This is a genomic window from Photobacterium sp. DA100, from assembly GCF_029223585.1.
Classification (GTDB): domain Bacteria; phylum Pseudomonadota; class Gammaproteobacteria; order Enterobacterales; family Vibrionaceae; genus Photobacterium.
Genome location: NZ_CP119424.1, coordinates 457,954 through 482,294 on the forward strand (window position 1 = coordinate 457,954; position 24,341 = coordinate 482,294).

The 24,341-nt window shown below is 47.0% G+C and carries 20 protein-coding genes; 15 read left to right on the forward strand and 5 right to left on the reverse strand.

Translation table 11 applies throughout. From position 1 onward, the window contains the following. Positions 1-68: 68 nt before the first annotated feature. The 5 genes from hdfR (at position 69) to ribA (ending at position 3,539) form a co-directional block, all read left to right on the forward strand. A complete protein-coding gene (gene hdfR / locus PTW35_RS19780; RefSeq protein ID WP_281028637.1) occupies positions 69-929 on the forward strand; it encodes an HTH-type transcriptional regulator HdfR in 861 nt (286 codons plus the stop codon). A gap of 342 nt (positions 930-1,271) precedes the next feature. Further along, on the forward strand, positions 1,272-1,433 hold the full coding sequence (locus PTW35_RS19785; RefSeq protein ID WP_281028638.1) for a hypothetical protein: 162 nt from the start codon (positions 1,272-1,274) through the stop codon (positions 1,431-1,433). Positions 1,434-1,539: 106 nt separating this feature from the next. Next, complete coding sequence (locus PTW35_RS19790) at positions 1,540-1,863, forward strand: hypothetical protein (protein ID WP_281028639.1); 324 nt, start codon at positions 1,540-1,542, stop codon at positions 1,861-1,863. An 84-nt stretch (positions 1,864-1,947) separates the two neighbouring features. Beyond that, positions 1,948-2,130 carry an ATPase gene (locus PTW35_RS19795; protein WP_281029108.1) on the forward strand — a complete coding sequence of 61 codons (183 nt, stop codon included), beginning with the start codon at positions 1,948-1,950 and terminating at the stop codon, positions 2,128-2,130. Positions 2,131-2,486: 356 nt separating this feature from the next. Then, positions 2,487-3,539 carry a GTP cyclohydrolase II gene (gene ribA / locus PTW35_RS19800; RefSeq protein WP_281028640.1) on the forward strand — a complete coding sequence of 351 codons (1,053 nt, stop codon included), beginning with the start codon at positions 2,487-2,489 and terminating at the stop codon, positions 3,537-3,539. A gap of 71 nt (positions 3,540-3,610) precedes the next feature. Here the strand turns inward: ribA and PTW35_RS19805 are convergent, their stop codons facing one another. Further along, positions 3,611-4,381, reverse strand: coding sequence for a transporter substrate-binding domain-containing protein (locus tag PTW35_RS19805; RefSeq protein WP_281028641.1), 771 nt, complete (start codon positions 4,379-4,381; stop codon positions 3,611-3,613). A 79-nt stretch (positions 4,382-4,460) separates the two neighbouring features. On the opposite strand from PTW35_RS19805, the gene PTW35_RS19810 reads away from it, so the two are divergent. Further along, positions 4,461-6,833 carry a response regulator gene (locus tag PTW35_RS19810; protein WP_281028642.1) on the forward strand — a complete coding sequence of 791 codons (2,373 nt, stop codon included), beginning with the start codon at positions 4,461-4,463 and terminating at the stop codon, positions 6,831-6,833. Between the two features lie 72 nt (positions 6,834-6,905). On the opposite strand, the gene PTW35_RS19815 is transcribed toward PTW35_RS19810, so the two are convergent. The 3 genes from PTW35_RS19815 to PTW35_RS19825 all read right to left on the reverse strand — a co-directional run bounded on the left by PTW35_RS19815 (position 6,906) and on the right by PTW35_RS19825 (position 10,055). Next, positions 6,906-7,214, reverse strand: coding sequence for a hypothetical protein (locus PTW35_RS19815; RefSeq protein ID WP_281028643.1), 309 nt, complete (start codon positions 7,212-7,214; stop codon positions 6,906-6,908). Positions 7,215-7,472: 258 nt separating this feature from the next. Next, the gene (locus tag PTW35_RS19820; RefSeq protein WP_281028644.1) at positions 7,473-8,954 is read right to left on the reverse strand and encodes an FMN-binding glutamate synthase family protein; all 1,482 of its coding nucleotides are present in this window, start codon (positions 8,952-8,954) and stop codon (positions 7,473-7,475) included. 195 nt (positions 8,955-9,149) lie between these two features. Then, positions 9,150-10,055 (reverse strand): chemotaxis protein, encoded by a 906-nt coding sequence (locus PTW35_RS19825; protein ID WP_281028645.1) that lies wholly within the window; start codon positions 10,053-10,055, stop codon positions 9,150-9,152. A gap of 408 nt (positions 10,056-10,463) precedes the next feature. Between PTW35_RS19825 and PTW35_RS19830 the strand changes: the two genes are divergently transcribed. From PTW35_RS19830 to PTW35_RS19870, 9 genes are all read left to right on the forward strand, one after another. Then, complete coding sequence (locus PTW35_RS19830; protein ID WP_281028646.1) at positions 10,464-12,812, forward strand: glycosyl hydrolase family 18 protein; 2,349 nt, start codon at positions 10,464-10,466, stop codon at positions 12,810-12,812. Positions 12,813-12,969: 157 nt separating this feature from the next. Then, positions 12,970-13,149: a hypothetical protein gene (locus PTW35_RS19835; protein ID WP_281028647.1), complete on the forward strand. Its 180-nt coding sequence runs from the start codon at positions 12,970-12,972 to the stop codon at positions 13,147-13,149. Positions 13,150-13,583: 434 nt separating this feature from the next. Further along, positions 13,584-15,221 carry an ABC transporter substrate-binding protein gene (locus PTW35_RS19840; protein WP_281028648.1) on the forward strand — a complete coding sequence of 546 codons (1,638 nt, stop codon included), beginning with the start codon at positions 13,584-13,586 and terminating at the stop codon, positions 15,219-15,221. A 54-nt stretch (positions 15,222-15,275) separates the two neighbouring features. Continuing rightward, positions 15,276-16,250 carry an ABC transporter permease gene (locus tag PTW35_RS19845; RefSeq protein WP_039456067.1) on the forward strand — a complete coding sequence of 325 codons (975 nt, stop codon included), beginning with the start codon at positions 15,276-15,278 and terminating at the stop codon, positions 16,248-16,250. 42 nt (positions 16,251-16,292) lie between these two features. Beyond that, on the forward strand, positions 16,293-17,240 hold the full coding sequence (locus PTW35_RS19850) for an ABC transporter permease (protein ID WP_281029109.1): 948 nt from the start codon (positions 16,293-16,295) through the stop codon (positions 17,238-17,240). Next, on the forward strand, positions 17,237-18,193 hold the full coding sequence (locus PTW35_RS19855; protein ID WP_281028649.1) for an ABC transporter ATP-binding protein: 957 nt from the start codon (positions 17,237-17,239) through the stop codon (positions 18,191-18,193). Before PTW35_RS19850 ends, PTW35_RS19855 begins: the two co-directional genes overlap by 4 nt. A 10-nt stretch (positions 18,194-18,203) precedes the next feature. Then, positions 18,204-19,181 (forward strand): ABC transporter ATP-binding protein, encoded by a 978-nt coding sequence (locus PTW35_RS19860; RefSeq protein WP_044621380.1) that lies wholly within the window; start codon positions 18,204-18,206, stop codon positions 19,179-19,181. Between the two features lie 62 nt (positions 19,182-19,243). Continuing rightward, the gene (locus PTW35_RS19865; protein WP_281028650.1) at positions 19,244-22,693 is read left to right on the forward strand and encodes a hypothetical protein; all 3,450 of its coding nucleotides are present in this window, start codon (positions 19,244-19,246) and stop codon (positions 22,691-22,693) included. 16 nt (positions 22,694-22,709) lie between these two features. Next, complete coding sequence (locus tag PTW35_RS19870; RefSeq protein ID WP_197078553.1) at positions 22,710-23,141, forward strand: hypothetical protein; 432 nt, start codon at positions 22,710-22,712, stop codon at positions 23,139-23,141. A 101-nt stretch (positions 23,142-23,242) separates the two neighbouring features. Here the strand turns inward: PTW35_RS19870 and PTW35_RS19875 are convergent, their stop codons facing one another. Next, positions 23,243-24,244, reverse strand: coding sequence for a LacI family DNA-binding transcriptional regulator (locus PTW35_RS19875; RefSeq protein WP_281028651.1), 1,002 nt, complete (start codon positions 24,242-24,244; stop codon positions 23,243-23,245). Between the last annotated feature and the right edge of the window lie 97 nt (positions 24,245-24,341).

Below are 24,341 nucleotides of genomic sequence, written 5' to 3' on the forward strand. Positions count from 1 at the left end.
TTAAGATGGGATGAGAATCAGATGTAATATGCGCCCTTTATACTATTATCTTCGATGTCGAGGACCTAGTGGATACTGAACTACTCAGAACCTTTCTTGAAGTGACCAAAACACGTCATTTTGGTCGTGCTGCAGACAACCTGTTTCTTACTCAGTCTGCAGTGAGCTTTCGCATTCGCCAACTTGAAACCCAGTTGGGGAATGACTTGTTTTCACGCCAGAGGGGTAATGTCCACCTCACCGCTGCCGGTGAACGTCTGCAGCCTTATGCAGAGGCCATACTGCAAACCTGGGGCAGGGCAAGGCAGGATGTGGCTTTAACTGAATCGCTCAATCAACAGGTGACAATAGGAGCCTCACCGATGTTTTGGGAATTCGACGGGATCTCGGATTGGGTCAGTCGAATTTATCAGCACGTCGATGGGCTTGCCTTACGTTTGGAGTCAATTCCACGTCAAAGCTTGGCGAAGCAGCTATTGGATAAAAGTGTGGATGTGGCGATCACCTCGGAGCCTCCCAAGATAGAGAACTTGCAGGTCACCAAGGTACGAGAATACCAACTTCAATTAGTGACGAGAGAAAAAGGCTGTTGCATGACGCAGCTCAAGTCTCTTCCGCTGGTCTATTTGGATTGGGGTACCCGTTTTTCGGTTGAGCACAGCCGGATTTCTGAATTGCAGAAGACGCCGATCATGCATACCCACTCCAGTAAGATGGCATTGGAATTCCTGATTAATAATAAAGGAGTCGGTTTCTTGCCTTCTCCTGTTGTGGCATCCAGCGTGCAGGATGGCTTATTGTTCCCAGTCGAAGGTGCCCCGGTGATGGAGCAGTCGCTGTATCTGGTATGGCGGGAAGACAGCGAAAAAGCAGAGATGCTTGAAGCCATGCTAGCCGTACCTTTCAATCAAATTATTGAAAGTGTGTAACATGAAATTTGTGATCTATAACCATTAGAAAGTTTTATCAAGACAAGTTAAATTACTTGTTGTACATAAATTATAGTGATCTCATATTCTCTTACTATCTCCCCAAGCTTTATTGGGAGATTGCGATACGAGAACATAGATGTATATCACAAATGGCATTATGGGATTGATGACGTTGGTTTTATTTGTTGCCGGTCCGCTGGTCTTTAGCACCTTTGTCATAATCCAAAGCTATACTTCACTTAATATTGGTAATGATATTATGCTTCTGGCATGTATCGTTGCTGTGGTTCAGCTAATCTGTATTTGTTACTTACTCTGGAATGGTTTCAGGAAACAATCATGGCTAAATTAGATCAAAAATTCTCTAAAGGGTCTAAGTCAAAACATAATTTTGATTTTGAGGATGATTTTCAAGACCTCAACCAATCATCAAAGAAGAAAAAGCGCCGTATCGCACGCCAGCGTGACGCATTTCCGGAGTATGACGACAGCAGCTATTGATTCAGTGATTCGATGAAACGATAAAGGGCGCTTGATAGCGCCCTTTGTGTTTTTTGGCGTTCGTGGTTTACGCTTAAAGGCAGGTATCTGTTAAGAGGCTACTCCCATGTCGAAAAATCCGATGTCGATGGAAAACGTCCAAAAGTTGGTAGGTGAGCAAGTCAAGGTGTTTGACCAGTCTGGTCATGAAGCAGAGTTCACCGTGAGCAAGGTTACACCGCAACCTCGGCACGGCTTTGATGATCTCGGACGGTTCATTGAGCATTTTGTCATCACTTTTCAGGGGGACGGAAGTACCCATTTCCCTGATGGCCATTATCACTTCAAGCATCCCAAGTTGGGAGAAGTGGAGTTACATGTTATTCATAAACACGACCATGACTACGAGGTGCTGGTGGAAACGGAGTTGGTCATTGGCCAGATCGGTTGAGGTATCTTGATCAATATTTCTCGTTGTAAATCATGTATACTGGCCCTAGTTTGAATTTAGATACTGCAACACAAGAGTGAGATGATGCTAGACAATCTTTCTATCCCAGAAGACATCAAAAAAGAGCCTGAATTAGCAATTCCATCGATTGAGGAGCAAAAGCGCATTGTTGAAGAGCTCAAGCGCTTAGAAGAAGCCGGTGAGTTGACGCCTGAAGTGCTGGAAGAGTTCATGACAGGTAAGCGAACAGCACCGGAAAGCGAATAACGTTATTCTTGGCGACAGGTATTTGAAAAACGGCATCATGATATCCATCATGGTGCCGTTTTTTTTGAGGGGGTAATCAATGTGGTTTCATCAGTATGGGTTGGCTGAATAGCTGATTTGGCAGCTGATTATTATTTGATAGCATTATTTTGTGGTACACAATGAAATCTTATTAATAGAGTGACTGCCACTAAGCTATTAAATTAAAATGATTTTAACTCATTTCTAGTGATTAAATACTAAAACAAGTGATTTTTTTGTTGTGAAATTCATACTTTCACTATACTTAAATGTATGCAGAAGGAGGCAGCGTTGTATTTAAAGTTGTAATTATTCATTTATTAGGAGTGCAATGAATGATTGAAGAAATTCAGTTCTATGAACCTAACGAAGACTATGGCTTTTTATCTAACTTTGCCTACAGTCCTATCCAGTTAAGTGATGTAATTTGGCCTACCAGTGAACATTATTATCAAGCACAAAAATTTACTGACTTATCTATTCAAAAACAGATATTAAAAGCATCAACCCCAGATGAAGCGTTCAGGTTAAGCCGTGAATTTGCTCATTTGGTTAAACAAGATTGGCTGGATGTTCGCCATTCAGTGATGCGATATATCGTGTTTGAAAAATTCCGGCAAAACCCGCGTTTTACGCACTTGCTTGTTAGCACTGGTGATAAACTACTGACTGAGCACTCGCACAAAGACAGCTATTGGGGGGATGGCGGAGATGGCAAAGGGCAGAACGAGCTGGGTAAAATCCTCATGGAAGTGAGGGATTACTTCGCTGAACAAGAGCCTTATAGTTATGTTAACTTCGTCGACAGTGCCAAATTGCCGACCCGTTGGGGAACATTTCGGATGTATGGGTTTATAGAGCGGGCAACGGGCAAGGAACATCTTGCGTTGGTCTATGGAGAACTCAAGCAAGGTGAGTCGCCGCTGATCCGCCTGCATTCAGAATGCCTGACTGGTGATGCACTGTTCAGCGCCCGTTGTGACTGCGGCTTTCAGTTATCAAGAGCGATGGAAAATATCGTCAATGCCGGTTGTGGCGTCTTATTTTATTTACGCCAAGAAGGACGAGGAATCGGGCTCATCAATAAAATTCGTGCCTATCATCTTCAGGATGAAGGGGCGGATACTGTTGAAGCAAACGAAGCGCTTGGCTTTGCTGCTGATATGCGAAACTATTCTTTTTGTAAAGGTATGCTGAGTTTTTTAAATATTGAGTCTGTTAAGCTGATGACCAATAATCCTAGAAAGGTTAAAGCGCTTAAGGATGTCGGGATTAATGTTGTGGAGCGTGTCGCCTTACAAGAGGGAAATAATCCACATAATCATGGATATTTAAAAACGAAGGCTAATAAGCTAGGCCATATGTTTGACACGTCTTTTATCAAGTAACCTGTCAGTAATAGGTATATACAGAGTAAAAAGCCATCTGAAAGGAGATGGCTTTTTATTTACAATGGTTTTTACAGGTATTTATTCACGATGCTGTCAATTTTACCTGCTGACTTTAAATTGCTGAGTCGTTGGTTGATGAATTTTTGTAGCTCTGGATCCATTTTGGGATCAAATGCTAAATAAATAGGGTAGTCGGGAATGACACTATTAAATGACGCCATGTTGAATTTATCTTTATTTTTATTCTGCTTGTTTAAGTTATATTTAATTCGTGACTCCATCTCGACGAAAGCGGTATCGCCAGGCAATTTATCGATGACCCGAAAAGCAGCACTATAGTCTTTGACGCGTAGTTCTTCGATATCACCTTTTTCAATATAGGGCTCTAGCTGTGGATAGTCGAAACCATGCAGCAATACCACTACCTTGTCTTCGAGATCTTGCATGGTGTTGAAATTAAAGGGCGTGCTATTACTGCTTAGCAGTACATGATGGACATTGTAGATGGGGCTGTCCGATAAGTTTTCGGCTTGTACGCCACCCCAGCTAGGGCTACCGTATGTGATCCAGTTTGACTCACCGCCCGCCTCCAATAAGGTGATCATGCGGTTGAAAGGATAGGTGTGGTACTCGATTTCGTACGGGCTTTCCTCAAAAATGGTTTTAACGATATCAGTGACAATTCCTCGGTGGTTATTGCCATCTTCAATCTGGAAAGGTTCAGCTTGCTTTGCGATAACGTAGTAATTGACGGTTTCTGCATGCTCAGCGTAGCTGGTGACAGCATATAGTGAAAGATTTGCTGCTATGGTTAATGAGAGCAATGTTTTTATCTTCATTTTCGTTCCTTGTCTAAATATTCCGTTTTGAAGGTCTATTATTAGGTTAGTAGAGTAATAGGAAGATGCGAGTTTAAGGATGAAGGACGTGACAAGGCCGTTAAAAAAAAGTCGTCGGCTTAGCTTGGCTAAGCAGTTACTGTTTTTGATTTTCTTGTTAAGCTCATTATTCACGCTGTTATTAACGAGTCTGAGTTTATTTCTGGAATATAAAGGTGAACTTCAAGAGGTAGACAACCGGTTTACTCAGATACAAGACAGTTACCTTTCTAGTCTAACTTCAAGCTTATGGGTGGAAGACCGTGAGTTGTTACAGACCCAGGCCGAAGGGGTGTTAAGTCTCCCTTCAATTTCTTATGTGAAAATCTTAGATGGCGATCATGTCATTATTGAGTTGGGTGATTTCTTAAATGAGGGGATGCTCGAGCGTCAGTGGCAGTTGTCCCATCAAGCAGCGAAAAAAGACTTTATTCTGGGAACCTTGCTGGTTCAGTCAGATCTTCAGCCTGTCTATCAGAACCTCTATGACACTTTCCTCTTGTTGCTATTTGGCCATAGCTTGCAAATCTTTTTTATTTCCGTGTGTATCTTGTTAATCGCTTATCGTCTGGTTGTGCAGCCATTGACGAAAATGTCTTTGGCCGTAACGAAGTTCGACGATCAAAACGTACCGCTTCCAGTACAGTTGTCCAAGCGTTGGTGTGACGACGAAATTACGACGTTGGCCTCGCAGTACAACCAATCAGCAGAGCATATACGTCATCACTACCGTGAGCTAGAGGCCGCCAAGAAAGCCGCTGAACAGGCAAACCTCAAAAAAAGCGAGTTTCTTGCCAATATGAGCCATGAGATCCGTACCCCGATGAATGGCATTATCGGGTTATCAGGTTTGATGAAGGAAATGGAGATGCCGGATAATCAAAAGGATTATATCAACATGCTCCATACCTCCTCGATGTCATTGTTGGATTTAATTAATGACATTCTAGATTTCTCCAAAATCGAAGCCGGCCAGTTTGAGTTGGAGTCTATTCCGTTGAACCTGTTCGAACTCAACAAGGAAGTCGAGTCCCTGTTTCTGGTGAAGGCCGCAGAGAAGGGGCTTAGTTTTTCATGTTCTGTCGAGAAGACAATCAGCCCGATGCTAATGGGGGATGGGGCGAAATTAAGGCAGATCCTCAATAATTTGGTTAGTAATGCGATCAAGTTTACTGACAAGGGGGAGGTATCCCTTGTCATGGCGCACGTAGAGAGTGATGACGATTCGTGCAAAGTGCAGTTTCGCGTTAGCGATACGGGAATTGGGGTTGCACAGGATAAGCAGGCTGCAATTTTTGAAAAATTCCAGCAGGCAGACGGCAGCACAACCAGGAAGTATGGCGGCACGGGGCTGGGATTGGCTATTTGCCGTGAAATGGTCAAGATGATGGGGGGAGAAATTGCTGTTGATAGTGAACCGGGCAAGGGCAGTACTTTTTCTTTTGAAATCGAGCTGCCCCGCGAGAAGACATCCATTCCCCAGGAAGAGCGGTTTATCCTCGACGGGCTAAATATTCTGCTGGTGGACGACAGCATGTTGAATATGCGTATCACAACGGTGCAGCTTGAGGGGTTTGGTGCACAGGCTGTGAGCTGCCTTGATCCTAATATGGCGATTACCATGGCCGAACAGGCTGCTTCGCAGAGACAGGCCTTTGATATTGTGATAATCGATAAGTTTATGCCAATTCTCAATGGCTTTGAGTTGGCAGAGCTTTTCCGGCAACACTTTGGCGTAAACTGTCCGAAACTGTTGATGATAACTGCGGTACCTGAAATAAATGATGAGGAGAAGGCAGCCAGCTGCGGGATAAAATCTTTCCTTACCCGTCCTTATAAAGATGCCCATTTGAAGTGGGCAATTTTAAAACTGGTGGCTCTTCCGCCTGAGTCACCCCATCCGGACAGGATACTTGAGGTTGAGGTGCATAATATTGATTTATCGGCTGATACCTCAGAGTTAGCGCATCACGAGCAAGCGCAATCTGACATTAGCGTACGGAAAAATGCTTTGCAGCAGCCAAATGATATGGCGATAACGGTTTTGGTTGTTGAAGATACGCTCATTAATCAGAAAGTGGCAAGAATGATGCTTGAGAAAGCCGGTGCTGTGGTCGACATAGTAGAAAATGGCGAGCTTGCAGTAGCCATATATCAAGAGAAACAGTTTGATGTGATATTTATGGACTGTCAGATGCCGGTTATGGACGGCTTTGAAGCAACTCGACAGATCCGCGAAATTGAAAAGCAAACTGGCCACTTTACACCGATTATTGCGCTTACCGCCAACGTCGTGAAAGAAGAGAAAGAGAAATGCTTCGCCGCAGGGATGAATGATTTTGTGTCAAAGCCGGTGTCTTTGCAGGTACTGAAGCAGAAACTCGAGCAGCATGCGTCATTGAGCGTCTCATGATAGCCATGTTTCTACTTGCCTCGTAAAAACAGCGCCTGTTTGGCGCTGAAAATTGATGAGTTGGGGCGTTTTTTAGCTTAGCGACCAATCATCCGTCGGTAGCAGGATTGGTTGGTTGTAGAGAGTGATCACAACGGTCAGCGTATTGTTGAAAGTATCTTCCGATATCTCGTCAATGACATAAAAGTCGCTGTTTTTGTTTTTTAAGGTGTTGTCCAGCAATAGCTGTAGGCTGTCGTTGATGTCACCGTCGATGACAAGTGTTTCTACGTGATCGAGTTGTGTGTTTGGGACTTCAAGCGGGACAAGCAGCTCCGGGGATGCGTAAGAGAATACGGAAGTTGTCAGTAATGCAAGTGCTGCGATAGTGCGCGAAATCATGGTTCTATCATGGGTTGTCAGTCAGTGGCATTACTTTGACATGGCTTTTGTTAGGAAATGTCAGCACAAGGTAAAAAGACTTAAAAATGGGCCTTTGAAGGCTTTTGTAGTTGCTGAAAGCTAAAAGTATATTAAAACACCGTTCATTAGGCTTAACTTGTTCAGAGTAAATTTCTATTTGTTGGTAATTTAACCATTGATTTAATTGAAAACAATGTTTTTAATTTCACCTGTGCCAGAGGTAAGCATGGTGTCAGCTTATTGATGATTCTCATAGAGTTTATCAAGTGCAATTGATAAACCGCTCTCTGTCACAACCCGAATATGTGACTTGTTCAAAAGCCTGGCATTGGTGACGCCGCAAGAGTGGGCAATAACCCCTAGTCCGTAATGTATGTATTTATTGTAATTAGCGACACGCTGTGTTTTGTCTGCCACGTTGAGTCCTTGCTGTAGCCGCTGATTGTGAGTCGTGATACCCGTAGGGCAAGTGTTTTTATTGCATTGAAGAGCCTGGATACAACCAAGGGCAAACATATGGCCTCGGGCAGAAACAATAAAGTCTGCTCCCAGAGCAATGGCCCACGCTACTTTCGACGGGGTGATCAGTTTACCTGAGGCGATGACCTTGATTTGATCTTTAAGTTGATGTTTTTCTAACCTTGCGACCACAAGAGGGAGGCTTTCTTTCAAAGGCAGGCCGACATAATCCATAAGAGGTTGGGGAGCAGCACCTGTACCACCGTCCGCACTGTCGATAGTGATGAAGTCAGGGGCGCAGGCTTTTCCTCGATGTTTAATTTCATCCAGTAATTCATCGAACCAGTTGAGCGAACCAATCACTGTTTTGAAGCCAACGGGTTTGCCAGTTGTTTGGCGAATAAAATCAATCATATCGAGCAAGTCGCCAACATTACGGATATCAGTGTGACCATTGGGGCTAATTGAGTCCTGGCCTTCTTGAATACCGCGAATCTTAGCAATTTCTGCCGTTACTTTTTCGCCTGGTAATATACCTCCTTTGCCGGGTTTTGCTCCTTGGCTGATTTTTATCTCAAACATTTTTACTTGCGGGTGTGCAGCGACTTCTTCGAGTTTCTCTTTGCTGAGACGGCCTTCGGTATTCCGGACTCCATATTTTGCTGTGCCAATCTGGAAGACGATATCTGCTCCGCCTTCGAGGTGGTAGGGGCTCAAGCCTCCCTCTCCGGTATTCATCCAGCAACCAGCGATTTTGGCTCCGTGGGATAGTGCCTGGACCGCCGGTTTAGATATCGCCCCATAGCTCATGCCGGAGATGTTGAAAATAGATGAAGTGGTATAGGGAAGGCGACAGTTGGGGCCGATAGTGATGGGGGCGGGTGCAACAGCGTCCTCTTCTAGAGTCGGGAAGGCGCAGTTCATGAACATGATAGTGCCGGCTGGCTCCAGGCTGCGGGTTGAGCCAAATGCAAGGGTACGGTCGACGTTTTTGGCTGCTTTATAGACCCAGCTCCTCTCGGCGCGATTAAATGGCATTTCTTCGCGATCCATGGCAAAAAAATATTGGCGGAAGAATTCTCCTTGTTTTTCGAATAAGTATCGGAATCGCCCAATAACAGGGTAGTTGTGTCTGATCGCGTGCTTATGCTGGCGGATGTCTGCAATGTACATGTATATCACTACCAGTACCCCAACACCGATACAGAAAATAAATAAGCCAGAGAGAAAGTTGATTGCAAAGAGTAAGAATTCGCCCACGGAGCCTCCCAACGAGATGCTTTAACTACAGCTTGCTTTATCAGGAGTATATACCCAAGCTACCTCAAGGTGCTGGATTCAGAGGGTTAAGCGACGTAGTGAACCCGCTAGGTCTCTTGCCAAGAAAAAGCCAAGCGCAGGATGCTTGGCTTTAAAGGGAGGAAAGTGTTGCCGATTAATCAGGCGGATGGCTTTCTATGCTGTTGCTACGCTATTTCTCTTTTCCGCACCACGCAGCATGGCATGTATAAGCTCATTGGCTTCAAATTTTGTCAGCGCTTCATGGGCACCCACTTGGTGGGCTTGGGATACACTGATCTCACTCGACAGCGACGTGTGTAAAATAATATAGGCGTGAGAGAGTTGCGGTGTATTTTGCACTTCAAAAGCGAGCTCGTAGCCGTCTAGCCCAGGCATTTCTATGTCGCTGACCAGTATATCAAACGGCGCGCCTGCGCCTGCCGCATGCTTGAGCATCTCAAGTGCGTCGTGGCCATTGGTCGCAATGAAATACGGGATCGATATACTGTCCAAAGCCTGCGACAGTTGGCGACGGGCCACTGCCGAGTCATCGACCAGTAATATTTTCAGCGGTCGCAGTACTTCGCGTTCCATATCAGTCAAGATCGGGTGCAGGCTATCCGGGTTGTCGGGGAATACTTTGGATAGCAGTAATTCAACGTCAAGGAGCTGAACCAGCTTATTATCGACATTGGTCACCCCGGTAACAAATACATTTTTGCCAAGTGAGCTAGGTGGCGCATCAATGTTGTGCCAGTTGCATTCGGTGATCCGGTCTATACCGCGAACCAGGAAGCCTACCAACATACGGCGGCAGTCGGTAATTATGATGTAGCTGCTTTTTAGCTCTTCTTTCGTAAGCGGCGGATACCCGACGGCTTTAGCCATATCAATAACCGGTAAGGTGTCACCTCTTAAGTTTGCAGCACCAAGCACGGTAGGGTGTGAGTGTGGAATGGCGGTGAGGGGAGTGTAGGGCACAATTTCTTTGACTTTTAGCGTGCCGATGGCAAAAGACTGCCTGTGGGTCAGTTTGAATAACAGCATTCCTTGAGATTGATTAGTTGCTGCTTTAATCATTGGCCAATCCCTTATTCAATATGTTGGCCACACGGCGATGTAGTGGCTAAAGCTGTGTGGAAATATATAGTTGCCTATATCTTAGCGGTTAATCCATAAGATGGAACAGGTGTATGGAGATAATTGGGCACTCATTGATCTTTTCTCGCTTTACACCGATAAAAATAGGCTGAATGGGCTCGGAAGGAGGTTTGCAGTGGTGGGATTTTGAACGCCCATCGCCTTTTTCTCTATGTATTACATGTCACTTACATATTGATTTGAAATGACATTAAAAAAGGTATTCCTCTGAGATGAATATCGGGCGAACCCTAAAATACTTGCTAACACTTAATGGGACTTTTTTGAGGGCGAAAAAAATGTGCCCTCATTGTTTTAATTTCAATAAACCATTACGTGGAGATCAAAATGCAAAAGGGATTACGACTGAGTAAACTGGCCGGCACAATGGCTGTAATGCTATTGGCAGGTACTGCCGCAAGTGCGCACTCTGCGCCAGCTCATGACAAAAATGTCATTGGCTACATCACTCAGTGGGAAGCATGGAAAGGAACGAATGCTGGGTTCAGTGTAAAGGGTGAAGCCACGCACTTGAATGTGAATATGGATATTTACTCTATTTTGAATTTCTCTTTCTTTGGGGTAGCAAAAGATGGTTCGCTGCACAGTGGCGATCTGCGCAATAAAAGCATTTACCAGCCCGGTGCGGTACAGGAGCCGGGGCCACTGCTCCATCCTGATGTTTATTCGAGTTGGGACTTTCATATTTTGTGGGGCGAATTAGAGTATATCCACCAGTATCCAGGTAATGAAGCCTGGGAAGCGGATACGCTGCGCAAAGTCCAAGAGCAGGGCTTCGTGAAATCAGGCAGCGGCTGGTTACATACCCCAACCGGTGTATCTGGTCAGTTCCCAATTCCTCTCAAGAAAACTGGTGGGGCACCGGGGCTTATCGATCTCGCCCACCAGAAAGGGGTGAAAGTTATGGCTTCGCTGGGGGGATGGAGTATGTCTAAGCACTTCCCCGAAATGGCTGCCGACCCGGTCAAAAAGGCCCGCTTCCTCGCAGATATCGATAAGCTCATGGCGTTGGGCTTTGACGGTATCGACATCGACTGGGAGTACCCGGGAACGGGCGGGATGAATTTTGAGGGAAGCCCTGAAGATTACGCAAACTTCGAGCAGTTAATGGAAGATATCCGCGAGCGCATTGGCCCTGATAAATTGCTGACGGCGGCATTCTCGGCCTCGACAGCCAAACTGGAAGGATATAACTGGCCGCGTCTGGTAGCGTCGATGGATTACTTTAACATGATGACCTACGACCTCAACGGCGGATGGTCGAATGTGGCCGGGCATAATGCGCCGCTCTATCCGTACCCCGAAGAAGAGTATCCGGGCCTTGTTCTTGACCATCTGCGTTCATGGATGGCAGCCAAAGGCATTCCTTCAGGAAAAATTAACTTCGGTGCCGCTTTCTATGGTCGAGGTGTCCAAACCACAGAAGCAACGGCTTATGTCGGGGCCCCGACAGACAAACGGCTGGTCAATTTCAGCGTGGATGGCCCGACAGAATCGGCTGTTGATTTAGATAACTGGAAAGAGTTTGAAGGCCAGCCTAACTATAACTATATCGTGCAGACTCCGGGGTGGGAGCACCTTTGGGATAGCAACGCGGAAGTACCGTATGCAGTGAAAGGCAAATACTTCCTCAGCTATGACGATGTGCCGTCGATTGAGAAAAAAGCCCAATATATTGTCGACAATCAGCTAGGAGGAGTGATCGTTTGGCAGGTGCATGGTGATATCAAGTGCGAAGGGACATTTGTCAGTTACGGTGCCAAGCTCAAGCAATGTACCAATCTTAGCTCGCCGTTGGCCGAAGCCATTGACCGGGTATTTACGACCGGCGGCAGCCTGAATTCGGCACCGGTACTGACAGTGCCGCCGGCACAGATAATAGATGCGGGGGTGGTTATCAGCTTCGATGTATCGGCAACTGATGCCGATGGCGATCTACTCAGTTTTACGGTGACTAATGCGACGGTTGTCGATAATGGCAATGGCACCGCGACGGTGACATACCAAGCACCTAATAGCGCAACCGATCTGCAGGATACGGTTGTGGTGAAAGTGTCTGATGGCCGGACATCAGCGTCCGATACCGTTGTTATCAACGTGAAGGGCAGTGGTGGTGCAGGCAATAGCGCGCCGGTATTAACGGCACCAGCTAGTGCTTCGGTGGATAGCGGGCAGAGCGTTGTTATCAGTGTGTCGGCTGATGACGCCGATGGCGATCTGCTTACTTATACGGCTTCGGCAGGAACGGTTACTCCGACTGCTACAGGCGCTGAAGTTACCTTTGTAGCGCCGAGTGTGACTGTGGATACGGTTATTGATTTGGTCGTTACCGTGTCAGATGGTATAGCCAGTGACACAGTAACTATTCCCGTGACTGTGCTTGCCGATACTACCGGGGGAGTGACAACCTGGGATCCAAACCAAGTGTATAACACCGGTGATAGCGTGATGTTCGAAGGGGTTAAATATACCGCTAAATGGTGGACCAAAGGTGATCAGCCTGGCACGAGCTCAGCGTGGGAAGCGTTCGATGATGGCAGTGTCGGCGAATGGAGTGCGACCAAGGCCTACAATGGCGGCGAAGAGGTGATTTTCAACGGTCAAACATACCGTGCAAAGTGGTGGACTCAAGGCGATCAACCCGGTAGTGCGGGCGGCCCTTGGGAGCTCGTTTAGTACTCTTGCTCCCCGTTGTTTGATTGTTTTGCCTGCACGTCAACGTTAGACCGAGTCAAGGCCCGCGATTTGCGGGCCTTGTTTTTACAGCAGGACAAGTCTTCGTAAGGCCACTATATTTAAGGTGGTGAAAGGGCGTTTTGAAGGGTGGACAGATATGGAACTACGTAACAAATCAGGTGAAATTGCTAAATTGGCCGATAATCTGACTTTGAAAGAAATCGTTGATATGGGCTTTACCCTGGATATTTGTGATGAGGCGTATGATCCGAACGAGCACTGGAAAGTGAAGGGGGAGATAGAAAAAGACAAGACCGGCGAGTACCCCTCAAAGTAACACATTGTTGATTTCGAAGAAAAACCAGCATCTTGTTGGTTTTTTTTTTAGCTATTGCTTAGTGCTGTCCATAGTATTTTAAATCAACGGCTTATACGAGGAGGTTAGCTATGTGCTAGTCGTTATCAGCTGTCAATGAGTCGCTTACGTTTTTTGCTGAATGAAGAATAAAATTTCATCTAGTTCTTGGTTTTAGTCATAAAACGGTTCTTGCACGAATATTTTGCACAGATTTGTAAGTGTGATCGGAGTAAAGCTTTCAACCATATTCGGTTGTCCGTTATGTCTGGGTGACATAGTATCTGCTTCAAGAAAGCGCTTTCTTGAAGCAGGAAGCACAGGCGATTTTTTATAAGAATGTCCCGATATAACATCGCCAAGCATAAAAGAAAGCGCTTTCTTTTGTGATTATTCCAAATGTGAAGGATTATGTGATGCATAGTAAAAAGGTATTGGCTTCCTTAGTATGCGGCTTGATGCTAACTGCAAATGGTGTTGTAGCTGATGAAATCAAGCAAGGTGGTACATTGACAGTGCCAATTATTGGTACTGGGTTTGTTGAAAACTTCAACCCATATACAACCAAAGACCTACTGCATGGTGTGATGTTCGAACCTCTGCTGGTTTTCAACAACATGACAGGCAAAACAGAGTACCGCTTGGCTGAGTCCGTTGAGTACTCTGACGATTTGAAGAAAGTCTACGTGACGTTGCGTGATGGCTTGAAGTGGTCTGATGGCTCTGCGCTGACGGCTAACGATGTCGCATTTAGTTTCAACATGACCAAAGACGCAGCAGCATTTGACCAGAAAGGTATCTGGAGTGGCGGTAACCTAGTAAGTGTAACTGCTAGCGACGCGAAGACAGTTGTCTTTGAGCTTAATGAAGCGGACTCTACTTTTGTTTGGTCACTGCCTGCATACCACGTGGTACCGGAGAAAGTATGGAGTAAGGTTGAAGACCTAACAATCTTCACCAACCCCGATCCAATTGGCAGTGGGCCAATGACTTCAGTGAAATACGTGAATGCGCAGCAAATGGAGCTGTGCCGCAACCCGCATTATTATCTTGAGAACCGCCCGTATCTTGACTGCTTGACTTACCGTTCTTACAACGATAACTCGCAAATTCAGCCTGCATTAATGAAGGGTGAAATTGATTGGGGGTCAAACTTTATTGCCGATGTCGAGAATACATTTGTCAAAGCGAACCCGGAAAACCACCACTTTTGGTACCCGGCCAATGATGCGATTCACCTTTACGTAAATACCAAAGAAGCACCATTTGATAACTTACAGGTACGTCAAGCCCTTTCGGTGGCTCTGGATCGTGAAGCCATTGTCGATATCGCCGCTTATGGTTACCCGACAGCAAACTTCAACGTTGGTGGTATCGGTGAGCTCTATAGTACGCACATCAGTAAAGATGTTAGCGAGAATTATAAAGAGTTGACTCAGTACAATCCTGAAAAAGCCAAAGCACTATTGGATGAGGCAGGACTTAAAGATCGTAATGGTGATGGCTTCCGCGATATGCCAAATGGCGAGACGGTGGAGTTCGACATTGAGGTGGTCAATGGTTGGACTGACTGGATCCAGGTCGTCCAGATGGTCACAGAGTATTACGAAGAAATCGGTATTAAAGCCAATGTTAAAACCGTGGACTGGGCGGTGTATGACAAGTCACTGAAAGACAGCGAATATAAGATGTCTATCAACTGGTCTATGGTCGCGACAAACCCGATCTTGGCTTATCAGGAGTACTTCTCGACATCGCGAATCGGTAAGACTTGGCATGCAGGCCATGGCGTCAACTCGCCAGAGATCGATAAGCTGATCGACAGTTTCGGTAAAACCAATGAGCCAGCACAGCAAAAAGAAATTCTAGATGAGCTTCAAGTGTTTACGGCCGAAAATCTACCGTTTATCCCACTGTTCTCAAACCCGACCTGGTTCCAGTATAACAGCTCAAAAATTGCTGGTTGGCCAAGCGAAGACAACCCATATGTACAGCCGGTATGGTATGACGGCGGTAAGCGAGTGCTAATCCTCAACAATCTTCACCTTAAGTAATTGCTAAATAGTTTAAAGAGCCAGGTTATGGCTCTTTAAACTCCGGGGTTTATTATGAGCTTTATCTTACGCAGACTCAGTTTTTATTTTGTTGCTTTTGTTATAGCAATTTCCTTTAACTTTCTTCTTCCTCGGCTGATGCCTGGCGATCCCGTCGATGCTTTATTCGCAGCAGCACAGGGCCGCATGGACCCGGCCCAGATGGATGCTGTGCGTGAAATGTATGGCTTTGTCGATGGCTCTGTATTTGAGCAATATATTGCCTATATTAAAAGTGTTTTCACGTTGGATTTGGGCCCTTCGGTGCTGATGTTTCCGGTGAGTGTGACCGAAGTGATTAGCCAGGCACTGCCGTGGACAATTTTTCTGGCACTAGGCTCCTTGATTGTTGCTTTGATCATCGGCGTCTCCATCGGTACCTATGCCTCATATCGGCGTGAAGGCCTATTTGGTCAAATCGTACCGCCGACTCTGGCTTTCATCAGTAACTTCCCTTATATCGTGACAGCATTGCTGCTGTTCTATTTCTTCGGCCTGAAGCTCGAACTGTTGCCGCTTGCCTATACCTATGATCCGTCTTTAACCCCTGGCTTTAACTGGGAGTTCATTTCCAGTGTCGCCAAGCACGCTGTTTTGCCTATGGGCTCAATGATCATCGTTGGTATTTCGACCTGGGTGTTCAATATGCGCAATGCCATGATCAACGTGTTGGGCGAAGACTATGTCACCATGGCTGAAGCCAAGGGCTTGAGCAGTTTGCGTGTCATGTATCGCTATGCCGGGCGAAATGCCATCCTCCCAGTGGCCACAGCCATTGCGATGGCTATAGGTTTCTCATTTGCCGGTTCAATTATGACCGAAGTCGTTTTTAACTATCAGGGGCTGGGGAATGTATTGCTAAAAGGCATTGTTGCCCGTGATTACCCTCTGATCCAGGCAATTCTGCTGATTCTTGTTACCGCAGTCCTAACTGCAAACTTCATCGCAGACCTTCTTTACGTCTGGCTAGATCCTCGGATTTCTAAATAAGGTTTGAATATGAGCAAGTTAATAGATTCGATCGACAATAATATGTCTGTTCAACAGCCTAATCCGCTTGTCAAAAAGGGTAAAGAGATCCTCTCGACATTGTATGCGTTCTTCCATGGCAACCCACCAGCGATTATCGGAACCTTTCTTATCTCGATTGTCCTGATTGGTGCGTTGATGGCACCGGTGCTGGCGAGCCATGATCCGAACAAGCGTGTTGCTAGGCCACATGTGGCACCGAATGCCGAACATGTTCTGGGCACCACCCGAAGTGGCCGCGATGTCTACAGCCAGGTACTGTACGGGGCGAGAAAATCGCTTGCCGTTGCCCTGTCTGCTGGGGTGATAGCAATGACGCTGGCGGTCGCAATTGGTGTTACGTCTGGTTACATGGGCGGCAAGGTGGATGAATGGCTTAACTTCATTACTAATGTTTTCCTGGTCTTTCCCCAACTGCCACTGCTGATCGTTTTAGCAGCCTTTCTTGGCCAGGTTGGCTCACTGGTTATCACCATATTACTCGGGGTGACCTCCTGGCCCTGGGGGGCGCGAGTTATACGTTCGCAAACCATGGCGATCAGAAACAAAGAGTTCATTATCTCTGCTGAGGTAATGGGGGAGTCGAAAATCCGGATCATTCTTGTAGAAATTCTGCCAAACCTTGTTTCGATTGTATTCGGTGGCTTCCTGGGGACGGTAATTTACGCGATGGGCTCGGAAGCCGGGTTGGGGATCCTTGGCCTAGGTGATGCGACAGAAGTGAGTTGGGGCTCGATGCTCTACTGGGCTCAGACCTCGTCATCACTCTATACCGGGGCATGGTGGGAAATGATTGTTCCTGCAACCGCTCTGGCGATCACTGGGGGGGGATTGGCATTGATTAATATGTCTATTGACCAGGTTAGTAACCCTAAACTTAAGACAGGTCCACATATGAAGTTGTGGAAAAAACTGAAAAGAGAAGCTGATCAGCGCCGAGGTTTGCTATGAAAGATGTACTGCTAGAGATCAACAATCTTTGTGTCGATTATGTTTCTCCTAACGGGGTTGCACGGGCAGTCAACAATGTCAGCTTGAGTATTGCTCCCGGGGAAACTCTGGGTATTGCCGGCGAGTCGGGCTGTGGTAAAAGTACTCTGGCATTTGCCATTTCTCGCTTGCACAAGGCACCTGCGCTGATCTCCGAAGGGGAGATCCTCTACAAGGGGCGCGATGTGCTGAAAATGTCAGACAAAGAGCTGCGCAACTTTCGTTGGAAAGATGTTTCAGTGGTGTTCCAGAGCGCAATGAACTCGCTCAACCCTGTTATCACCATTGGTGAGCAGCTGGTGGATGTGATTCTGGCCCATAAGAAAGTCCGTTATGAAGAAGCTCACGCGAAGGCCGTGGAGCTATTGAACATTGTCGGTATTCACGGCGACAGGATGGCCAGTTTCCCACACCAGCTCAGTGGCGGGATGAGACAGCGTGTGGTTATCGCGGTCGCATTGGCACTGGAGCCGAAGCTGATCATTATGGATGAGCCGACAACTGCACTCGATGTAGTGGTCGAGCGTGAAATCCTCAATGAACTTTACGACTTAAAGACGAAATTTGGCTTTTCAATCCTCTTTATCAGCCATGATTTGAGTTTGATGGGGGAGATTGCGGATCGGATTGGTGTGATGTATGCCGGTAACCTGATTGAGCTTGGTGATGCAGCCACCGTTTTTGGCAAGCCTTCCCATCCCTATACCCAAGGCTTGATTGCATCATTCCCGACCATTCATGGCCCTAAGGAAAGGCTCTATGGCATTCCAGGCAATCCGGTTGACCTGCTGCGTATCCCCCAGGGATGTAACTTCCAGGATCGCTGCAGCCACTGTATTGCTGCTTGCAGACAGCAAGAGCCTGAACTGCTCAAGCTAAACGAAAGCCACTATGCCGCTTGTCATCGGATCTAAGGACGAAGAGATGGAAACGATAGAGAATAAAGAAGTTGTACTCTCTGTACGAAATTTGGTGAAAGATTTTCCGATTGGAAGTGGCAAAAACCAGCATATGCGCGCCGTCAATGATGTGTCGTTCGATTTGTGCAAAGGCGAGGCGCTGGCGATCGTAGGTGAGTCGGGGTCTGGCAAAAGTACAGGCGCGAGGATCTTGACCCGTATTTATGACAAGACGGATGGGCAAATCACCTTCAAGGGGCAACCGCTAGAGGAGTACACCAAAGAGCACGGCAGCCTTGAGTATGCCCGTCAGGTGCAGATGATCTTCCAAGACCCGTTTGGCTCGCTCAATCCGGTGCACAACATATACCACCATATTGCCAGGCCGCTATTGATCCACAACCGGGTAGGCAAGAACGATGTCAGGAAGCTGGTCTACGAGCTACTGGAAATGGTGGGGCTTAACCCGGCAGTAGAAACATCGGAAAAGTACCCGCACCAGCTAAGTGGTGGTCAGCGCCAGCGGGTGGCTATTGCGCGTGCCATTGCGGTTTCGCCGGAAGTTATCTTGGCCGATGAGCCGATTTCGATGCTCGACGTGTCGGTGCGACTCGGGATCCTGAACCTGATGGCAGATCTGAAAGACAAGCACGGCATTTCGTTTATGTACATTACCCATGATATTGCGACTGCGCGCTATTTTGCCGAGAAAACAGCGGTTATGTATGTCGGCCATATGGTCGAGTGGGGAAACAGCGATAAGGTTACCCAAACACCGCAGCATCCTTATACCCAGTTACTCTTGTCTGCGGTTCCGGAAGCGGGTCGCTCGGGGCGTCGTGAGCTAAGTGCGAAGAAAGGCGAAATTCCGCTTTGGAAGCCCGATAGTTACGGTTGTCCGTTCGCAGCGCGCTGCCCTAGGGCGAGCGAGGCTTGCTCTCTGGTTCTGCCTCCTGTTACTCAGATCGCAGACGATCATTTTATTCGATGCCACTCCATCTGATTGGGTCATGGTAAAAATTTTAGCGCGACAAGAAAGCGCTTTCAGCAGCTTCGGTTAAAGATATGGCAAGTAAAACTCATACACAGTCAAAAGATATTACAGGTAAGTTCGTTACACTCGACGGTGAAAAATACTACCTGATTGAAAATGTCGACCATATGGCACCCTTCTTTATCAGTGTGGTGTCGGCAAGTAACCATTGGTTATTTATTTCCTCAACGGGCAGCCTGACTGCGGGGCGAACTAAGCCGGAAAATGCCCTGTTTCCTTACAAATCGGTCGATTACATTCATGAGAGTGCCGAGAATACCGGCAGCAAAACCCTTGTACGGGTAACGGGGGATGATGGCATCAAGCTATGGGAACCGTTCAATACCCACCATGATGGTCTCTACCAAATTCAGCGGAACCTTTATAAAAATGCCGCAGGTGACAAGATTGTTTTTGAGGAAGTGAATACGGACCTGTCTCTGGCATTTAAGTATCAGTGGAGCACCAGTGACAAGTATGGCTTCGTGCGGGCCTCAACGCTGACCAACACCGGCGCGGATCCTGTTCAGCTCGAACTCATTGACGGCATCCAAAACATTCTGCCGTCTGGTGCCCCGTTGTCAGCAATGCAGGATCGCAGTGCACTGGTTGACGCCTACAAATGGAACGAGCTGCTGCCTGAATCGGTCCTGGCGACCTATAGTATGTATGCCAAATTAAGTGACCGTGCCGAGCCGGCTGAGTCCCTGAAGGCAACCACGGTATTTAGCATTGCTGATGACTGTGAGGCAATTTTGCTGTCAAGTGAGCAGCTGGGCACGTTCCGTCGCGGGGGGCAAGTCGCGACCGAAACTCTGCGCCGAGGCCTGCGCGGGGCATATTTCGTCAATAAGCAGTGCGAACTGGCGGCAGGCGAAGCGAGTGTTTGGCAGATCGTTGCTGATATTGATCAGACTCATGCCGAGGTTGTTGAATTGAAGCAGAGCCTGTTGGCGGCGAAGGCGGTAGGCAGTGATATCAACCGCTCGGTGAAAGAAAATCACAAGGAGCTGCTGGTACTGATGTCTGGCAGTGATGCCTGGCAGAAAACCGCGGAAGAAGAGACGACGGTTCATCACTATGCCAATGTGCTGTTTAACAACATGCGTGGCGGTGTGGTTGTCGATAACTACTGGGTGGATAAAAAAGATTTTGTAACAACACTAACCAGCGCCAATATTACCGTTGCGACGCGCCATGGTGCATTCCTTGCCGCTCTGCCAGAGCGCATTGGATATGAGGATTTGCTTGCCATGGCGGCAGAGCAAAACGATAACCAGCTTGTGCGCCTTTGTTATGAATATCTACCGCTGACGTTTGGACGTCGCCATGGTGATCCGAGCCGTCCGTGGAACCACTTTGAGATCAAAGTCAAAGACAAGAACGGCGAACGTCTGCTGTCATACCAGGGGAACTGGCGTGATATCTTCCAGAACTGGGAAGCTCTTGCCGTCAGTTACCCTAACTTTATCAAGTCGTTTATTGCCAAGTTTGTCAATGCCTCAACGGCTGACGGCTATAACCCTTACCGCATCACCAAAGACGGTGTGGATTGGGAAGTGCTGGAGCCGGAAGACCCATGGAGCAATATCGGTTATTGGGGTGACCACCAGATTATCTATCTGCTGAAGTTCCTTGAGTTGTCGAAAAAATATCAGCCACAGGAGCTGAGCTCGCTCCTTGGCAGTGACATCTTCAGCTACGCCAACGTCCCTTATGTTATCAAGGGCACGGAAGAGTTGTTTGATGATCCGAAAAACACTGTCGATTTCAACCAAGAGCTGCATGATCTCATCAATGATAAGGTTGAAGAGCTTGGTAGCGATGGCCGGCTTCTGCTCGATGATGACGGCGATGTTTACCTGGTCAACCTGACTGAAAAGCTGCTGGTACCATTACTAGCAAAACTGGGTAACTTGGTTGTCGATGGCGGTATTTGGCTTAATACCCAGCGTCCGGAATGGAATGATGCCAACAATGCCATCGTGGGTAACGGCTTGTCGATGGTGACCCTGTTCTATATGCGCCGTTACGTGACTTTCATGCAAGCATTGTTGAAGGACAACGCGATGGCGGTTGATCTCTCTTCGGAGCTGGTTGACTGGGTTATTGCCACTGCCGAGATTTTAACCGAGGCCAAGAAAGAGCTTAAACACAAGAGTATTACTCGCCAGACTCGCAAAGCTTTGCTGAGCAAGCTAGCAGGCGCAGCGAGTGATTACCGCGCGGCGGTTTATCAACATAGCGGCTTCTCTGGAAAAACCAAAGTCGACAGCCAGCTTATCCAGCGCCTGCTTGATATCAGCCTGGATGTAATTGACGAAGGCATTGCCGCCAACCGTCGCGAGGACGGCTTGTACAATGCGTATAACATCATTAGCTATTCAGCGGAGAATGCTTGTGTTAAAGAGCTTTACCCGATGCTGGAAGGACAGGTTGCGGTTCTTAGTTCAGGGGTACTGACACCAGCACAAGCGGTGGAGTTGCTCGATAACCTGTATGCCAGTGAGATGTTCCGCGATGACCAGCAGAGCTTTATGCTTTATCCAGATCGCGAACTAACCACATTCATGAATAAGAACAAGGTAACTGCGTCGCGTATCGATAGCAACGCACTGCTCAAAAAGATGGTACACAATAGCGATCACCGCTTGGTTGAGCCTGATGCCGATGGCGACTACCACTTCAATGCTGATTTCGAGAATGCCGGTTTCTTGCTGACTGCGTTGAGTGCAATCGAATCGGAGTACAAGGATATTGAGCGCGAGACAATCAAGGACGTGATTGATTGCTACGAAGAAGTTTTCAACCACCAAGCCTTCACTGGGCGCTCGGGTACCATGTTCGGCTATGAAGGCTTGGGCTGTATCTACTGGCACATGGTTTCTAAGTTGTTGCTTGCGGTACAGGAAAACTACTTTGCGGCTAGGGATAAAGCCCCGAATTCCGAGGAAACCCAGAAACTCGCGGAGTACTACTATAAGGTCCGCGCCGGGATCGGCTTCAATAAAACGCCCGAGAACTACGGTGCCTTCCCAACCGACCCATATTCCCACACGCCTAAGCATGCAGGTGCCCAGCAACCGGGAATGACAGGGCAGGTGAAGGAGGAAATCCTGACTCGCTTTGGTGAACTTGGAGTATGTGTGGAAGACGGAGTGATCCACTTTGCCCCTTCCTTGCTGAGAAAGGTGGAGTTCCTGCCTGCGGCGAGCCGGTTTGATTTCATTAATATTGATAGCGAGAACCAGACAATACTATTGCCAGAGAAGGCATTGGCATTTACTTATTGCCAGGTTCCTGTTGTCTACAAAATGGTACAAGAAGGTGATGGTCAGATCGAAGTGCTGATGAAGGATAGCAAGCAGCTCCTGCTGTCAGGGATGTCTCTGAATGCCGAGCTTAGCCGCCATCTCTTTGCACGCACCGGTGAAGTTAAGCAAATCACCGTCCATGTTCCGGCAACACTGCTAATGGGCTGAGAGCTACGGAGAGAATGTGAAGGCCAACAAACCATTATTAGAGGTGTCTGAATATAACGCGGAAGGTTACTCGCCAATGATTGACTATCAATCATGGCGGGTTGCCATGCTGAATTATATTGATGAGCTCGAAACAGACAAGATTGATAACTTTCAGTGCCACGAAGAGACTGATGAAGTCTTTGTCCTACTGGAGGGTAAATGCATTCTGTTCTGCGCAGAAGTCGACGAAGAGAACAATATTGTTGATATTGTCAGCTGGGATATGGAACCGAATAAGGCCTACAACATTAAGCGGGGGGTGTACCACACTCATACCCTGAGTAATGATGGCAAGGTTTTGATCATCGAAAACAGCGACACCAATGATAGCAATTCTCCGAAGATATTGATTGATGACACTGTCCGTTACAAGTTGGGGCAATTAGTGTCTGTATTGTGGAGCTAGTTGTTTTAATTTGTTTTTAAAGGCAGTTTATCTGCCTTTTTTTTTTGATGGGATTTGAGATGGGAAACAGGTAGTGGGGAGGTGACTCCCCATCTATTTGACTATTCGCCAATCTTGCTCACAGAGTCGCGGATAATGAGCTCTGGCGTTAATTTGTTACGTAGGCTTTGCTTGTCTTGATTGAGCAGGGATAAGACGCCATTAGCGGCTTCTACACCCATTTCCCGCACCGGGAAGTTAACGGTTGTAAGGCGTGGACGGATATGTTGGCTATATGTGTCGTTATCAAAACCAACAACCGAAAGTTCTTTGCCGATAGTTATACCGCGTTCGCTGCAAACATCATAAACGGCCAGAGCAATATTATCGTTCTGGCAGAAAATCGCGGTAATATTTTCATTTCTATCAAGCAGTCTTCTTACGGCCTCATGGTTGCCGTCATGGTCGAAGCGCCCTTCGACAATAAGGTTAGTGTCGTATTGAATGCCATATTCGGCCAGTGCATTGCGATATCCCTGCAGGCGATCACGACTATCTATTTTACTCATCTGGCCGGTAATACAGGCGACAGTGGTATGGCCGTTTTCTAGTAGGTGTTTGGTTGCCAGGTAACCGCCAAGTTCGTTATCAATACAGATACATTTTTCGGCTAGCTCTGGAATATAGCGGTTCAGAATAATGGTCGATTCCGTTTGCTGAGCTATCTTGATCAGCTCATCATCGGATAGCTTGTCAGAGTGAATGATCAGCCCATCTACCTGTCGGGATTGGAGGAAACGGATCGAATCGGCTTCTTTATCATGGGATTCCTGGCCGCTGGTGACAATCAAATGAAGATTTTTTTGCCGGACAGTATCTTCAGTCATGTGCATTAGCGGGCCGTAGAACGGACCATCCAGTGAGCCGACCAACATACCGATGCTGTTTGAACGGCTCGATGCCAAGGCTTGTGCAAAGGCATTGGGCTTATATCCCAACTTTTCGATTGCGGCAAAAACCTTCGCTCTGTTGGCTTCTTTGACAGTAGGGTGTCCATTTAAGGCTCTGGAAACGGTTGACTGAGAGACTTGTGCCAGCTCAGATACTTCTTTAATTGTAATCAACGGGACTTCCTTACGATGAATGGCTCATTACGTTACAAAACAATACCTAGTTTTAGTATTCATATAGTCAGAAATAGCGATATGTTACTTCTGAAAA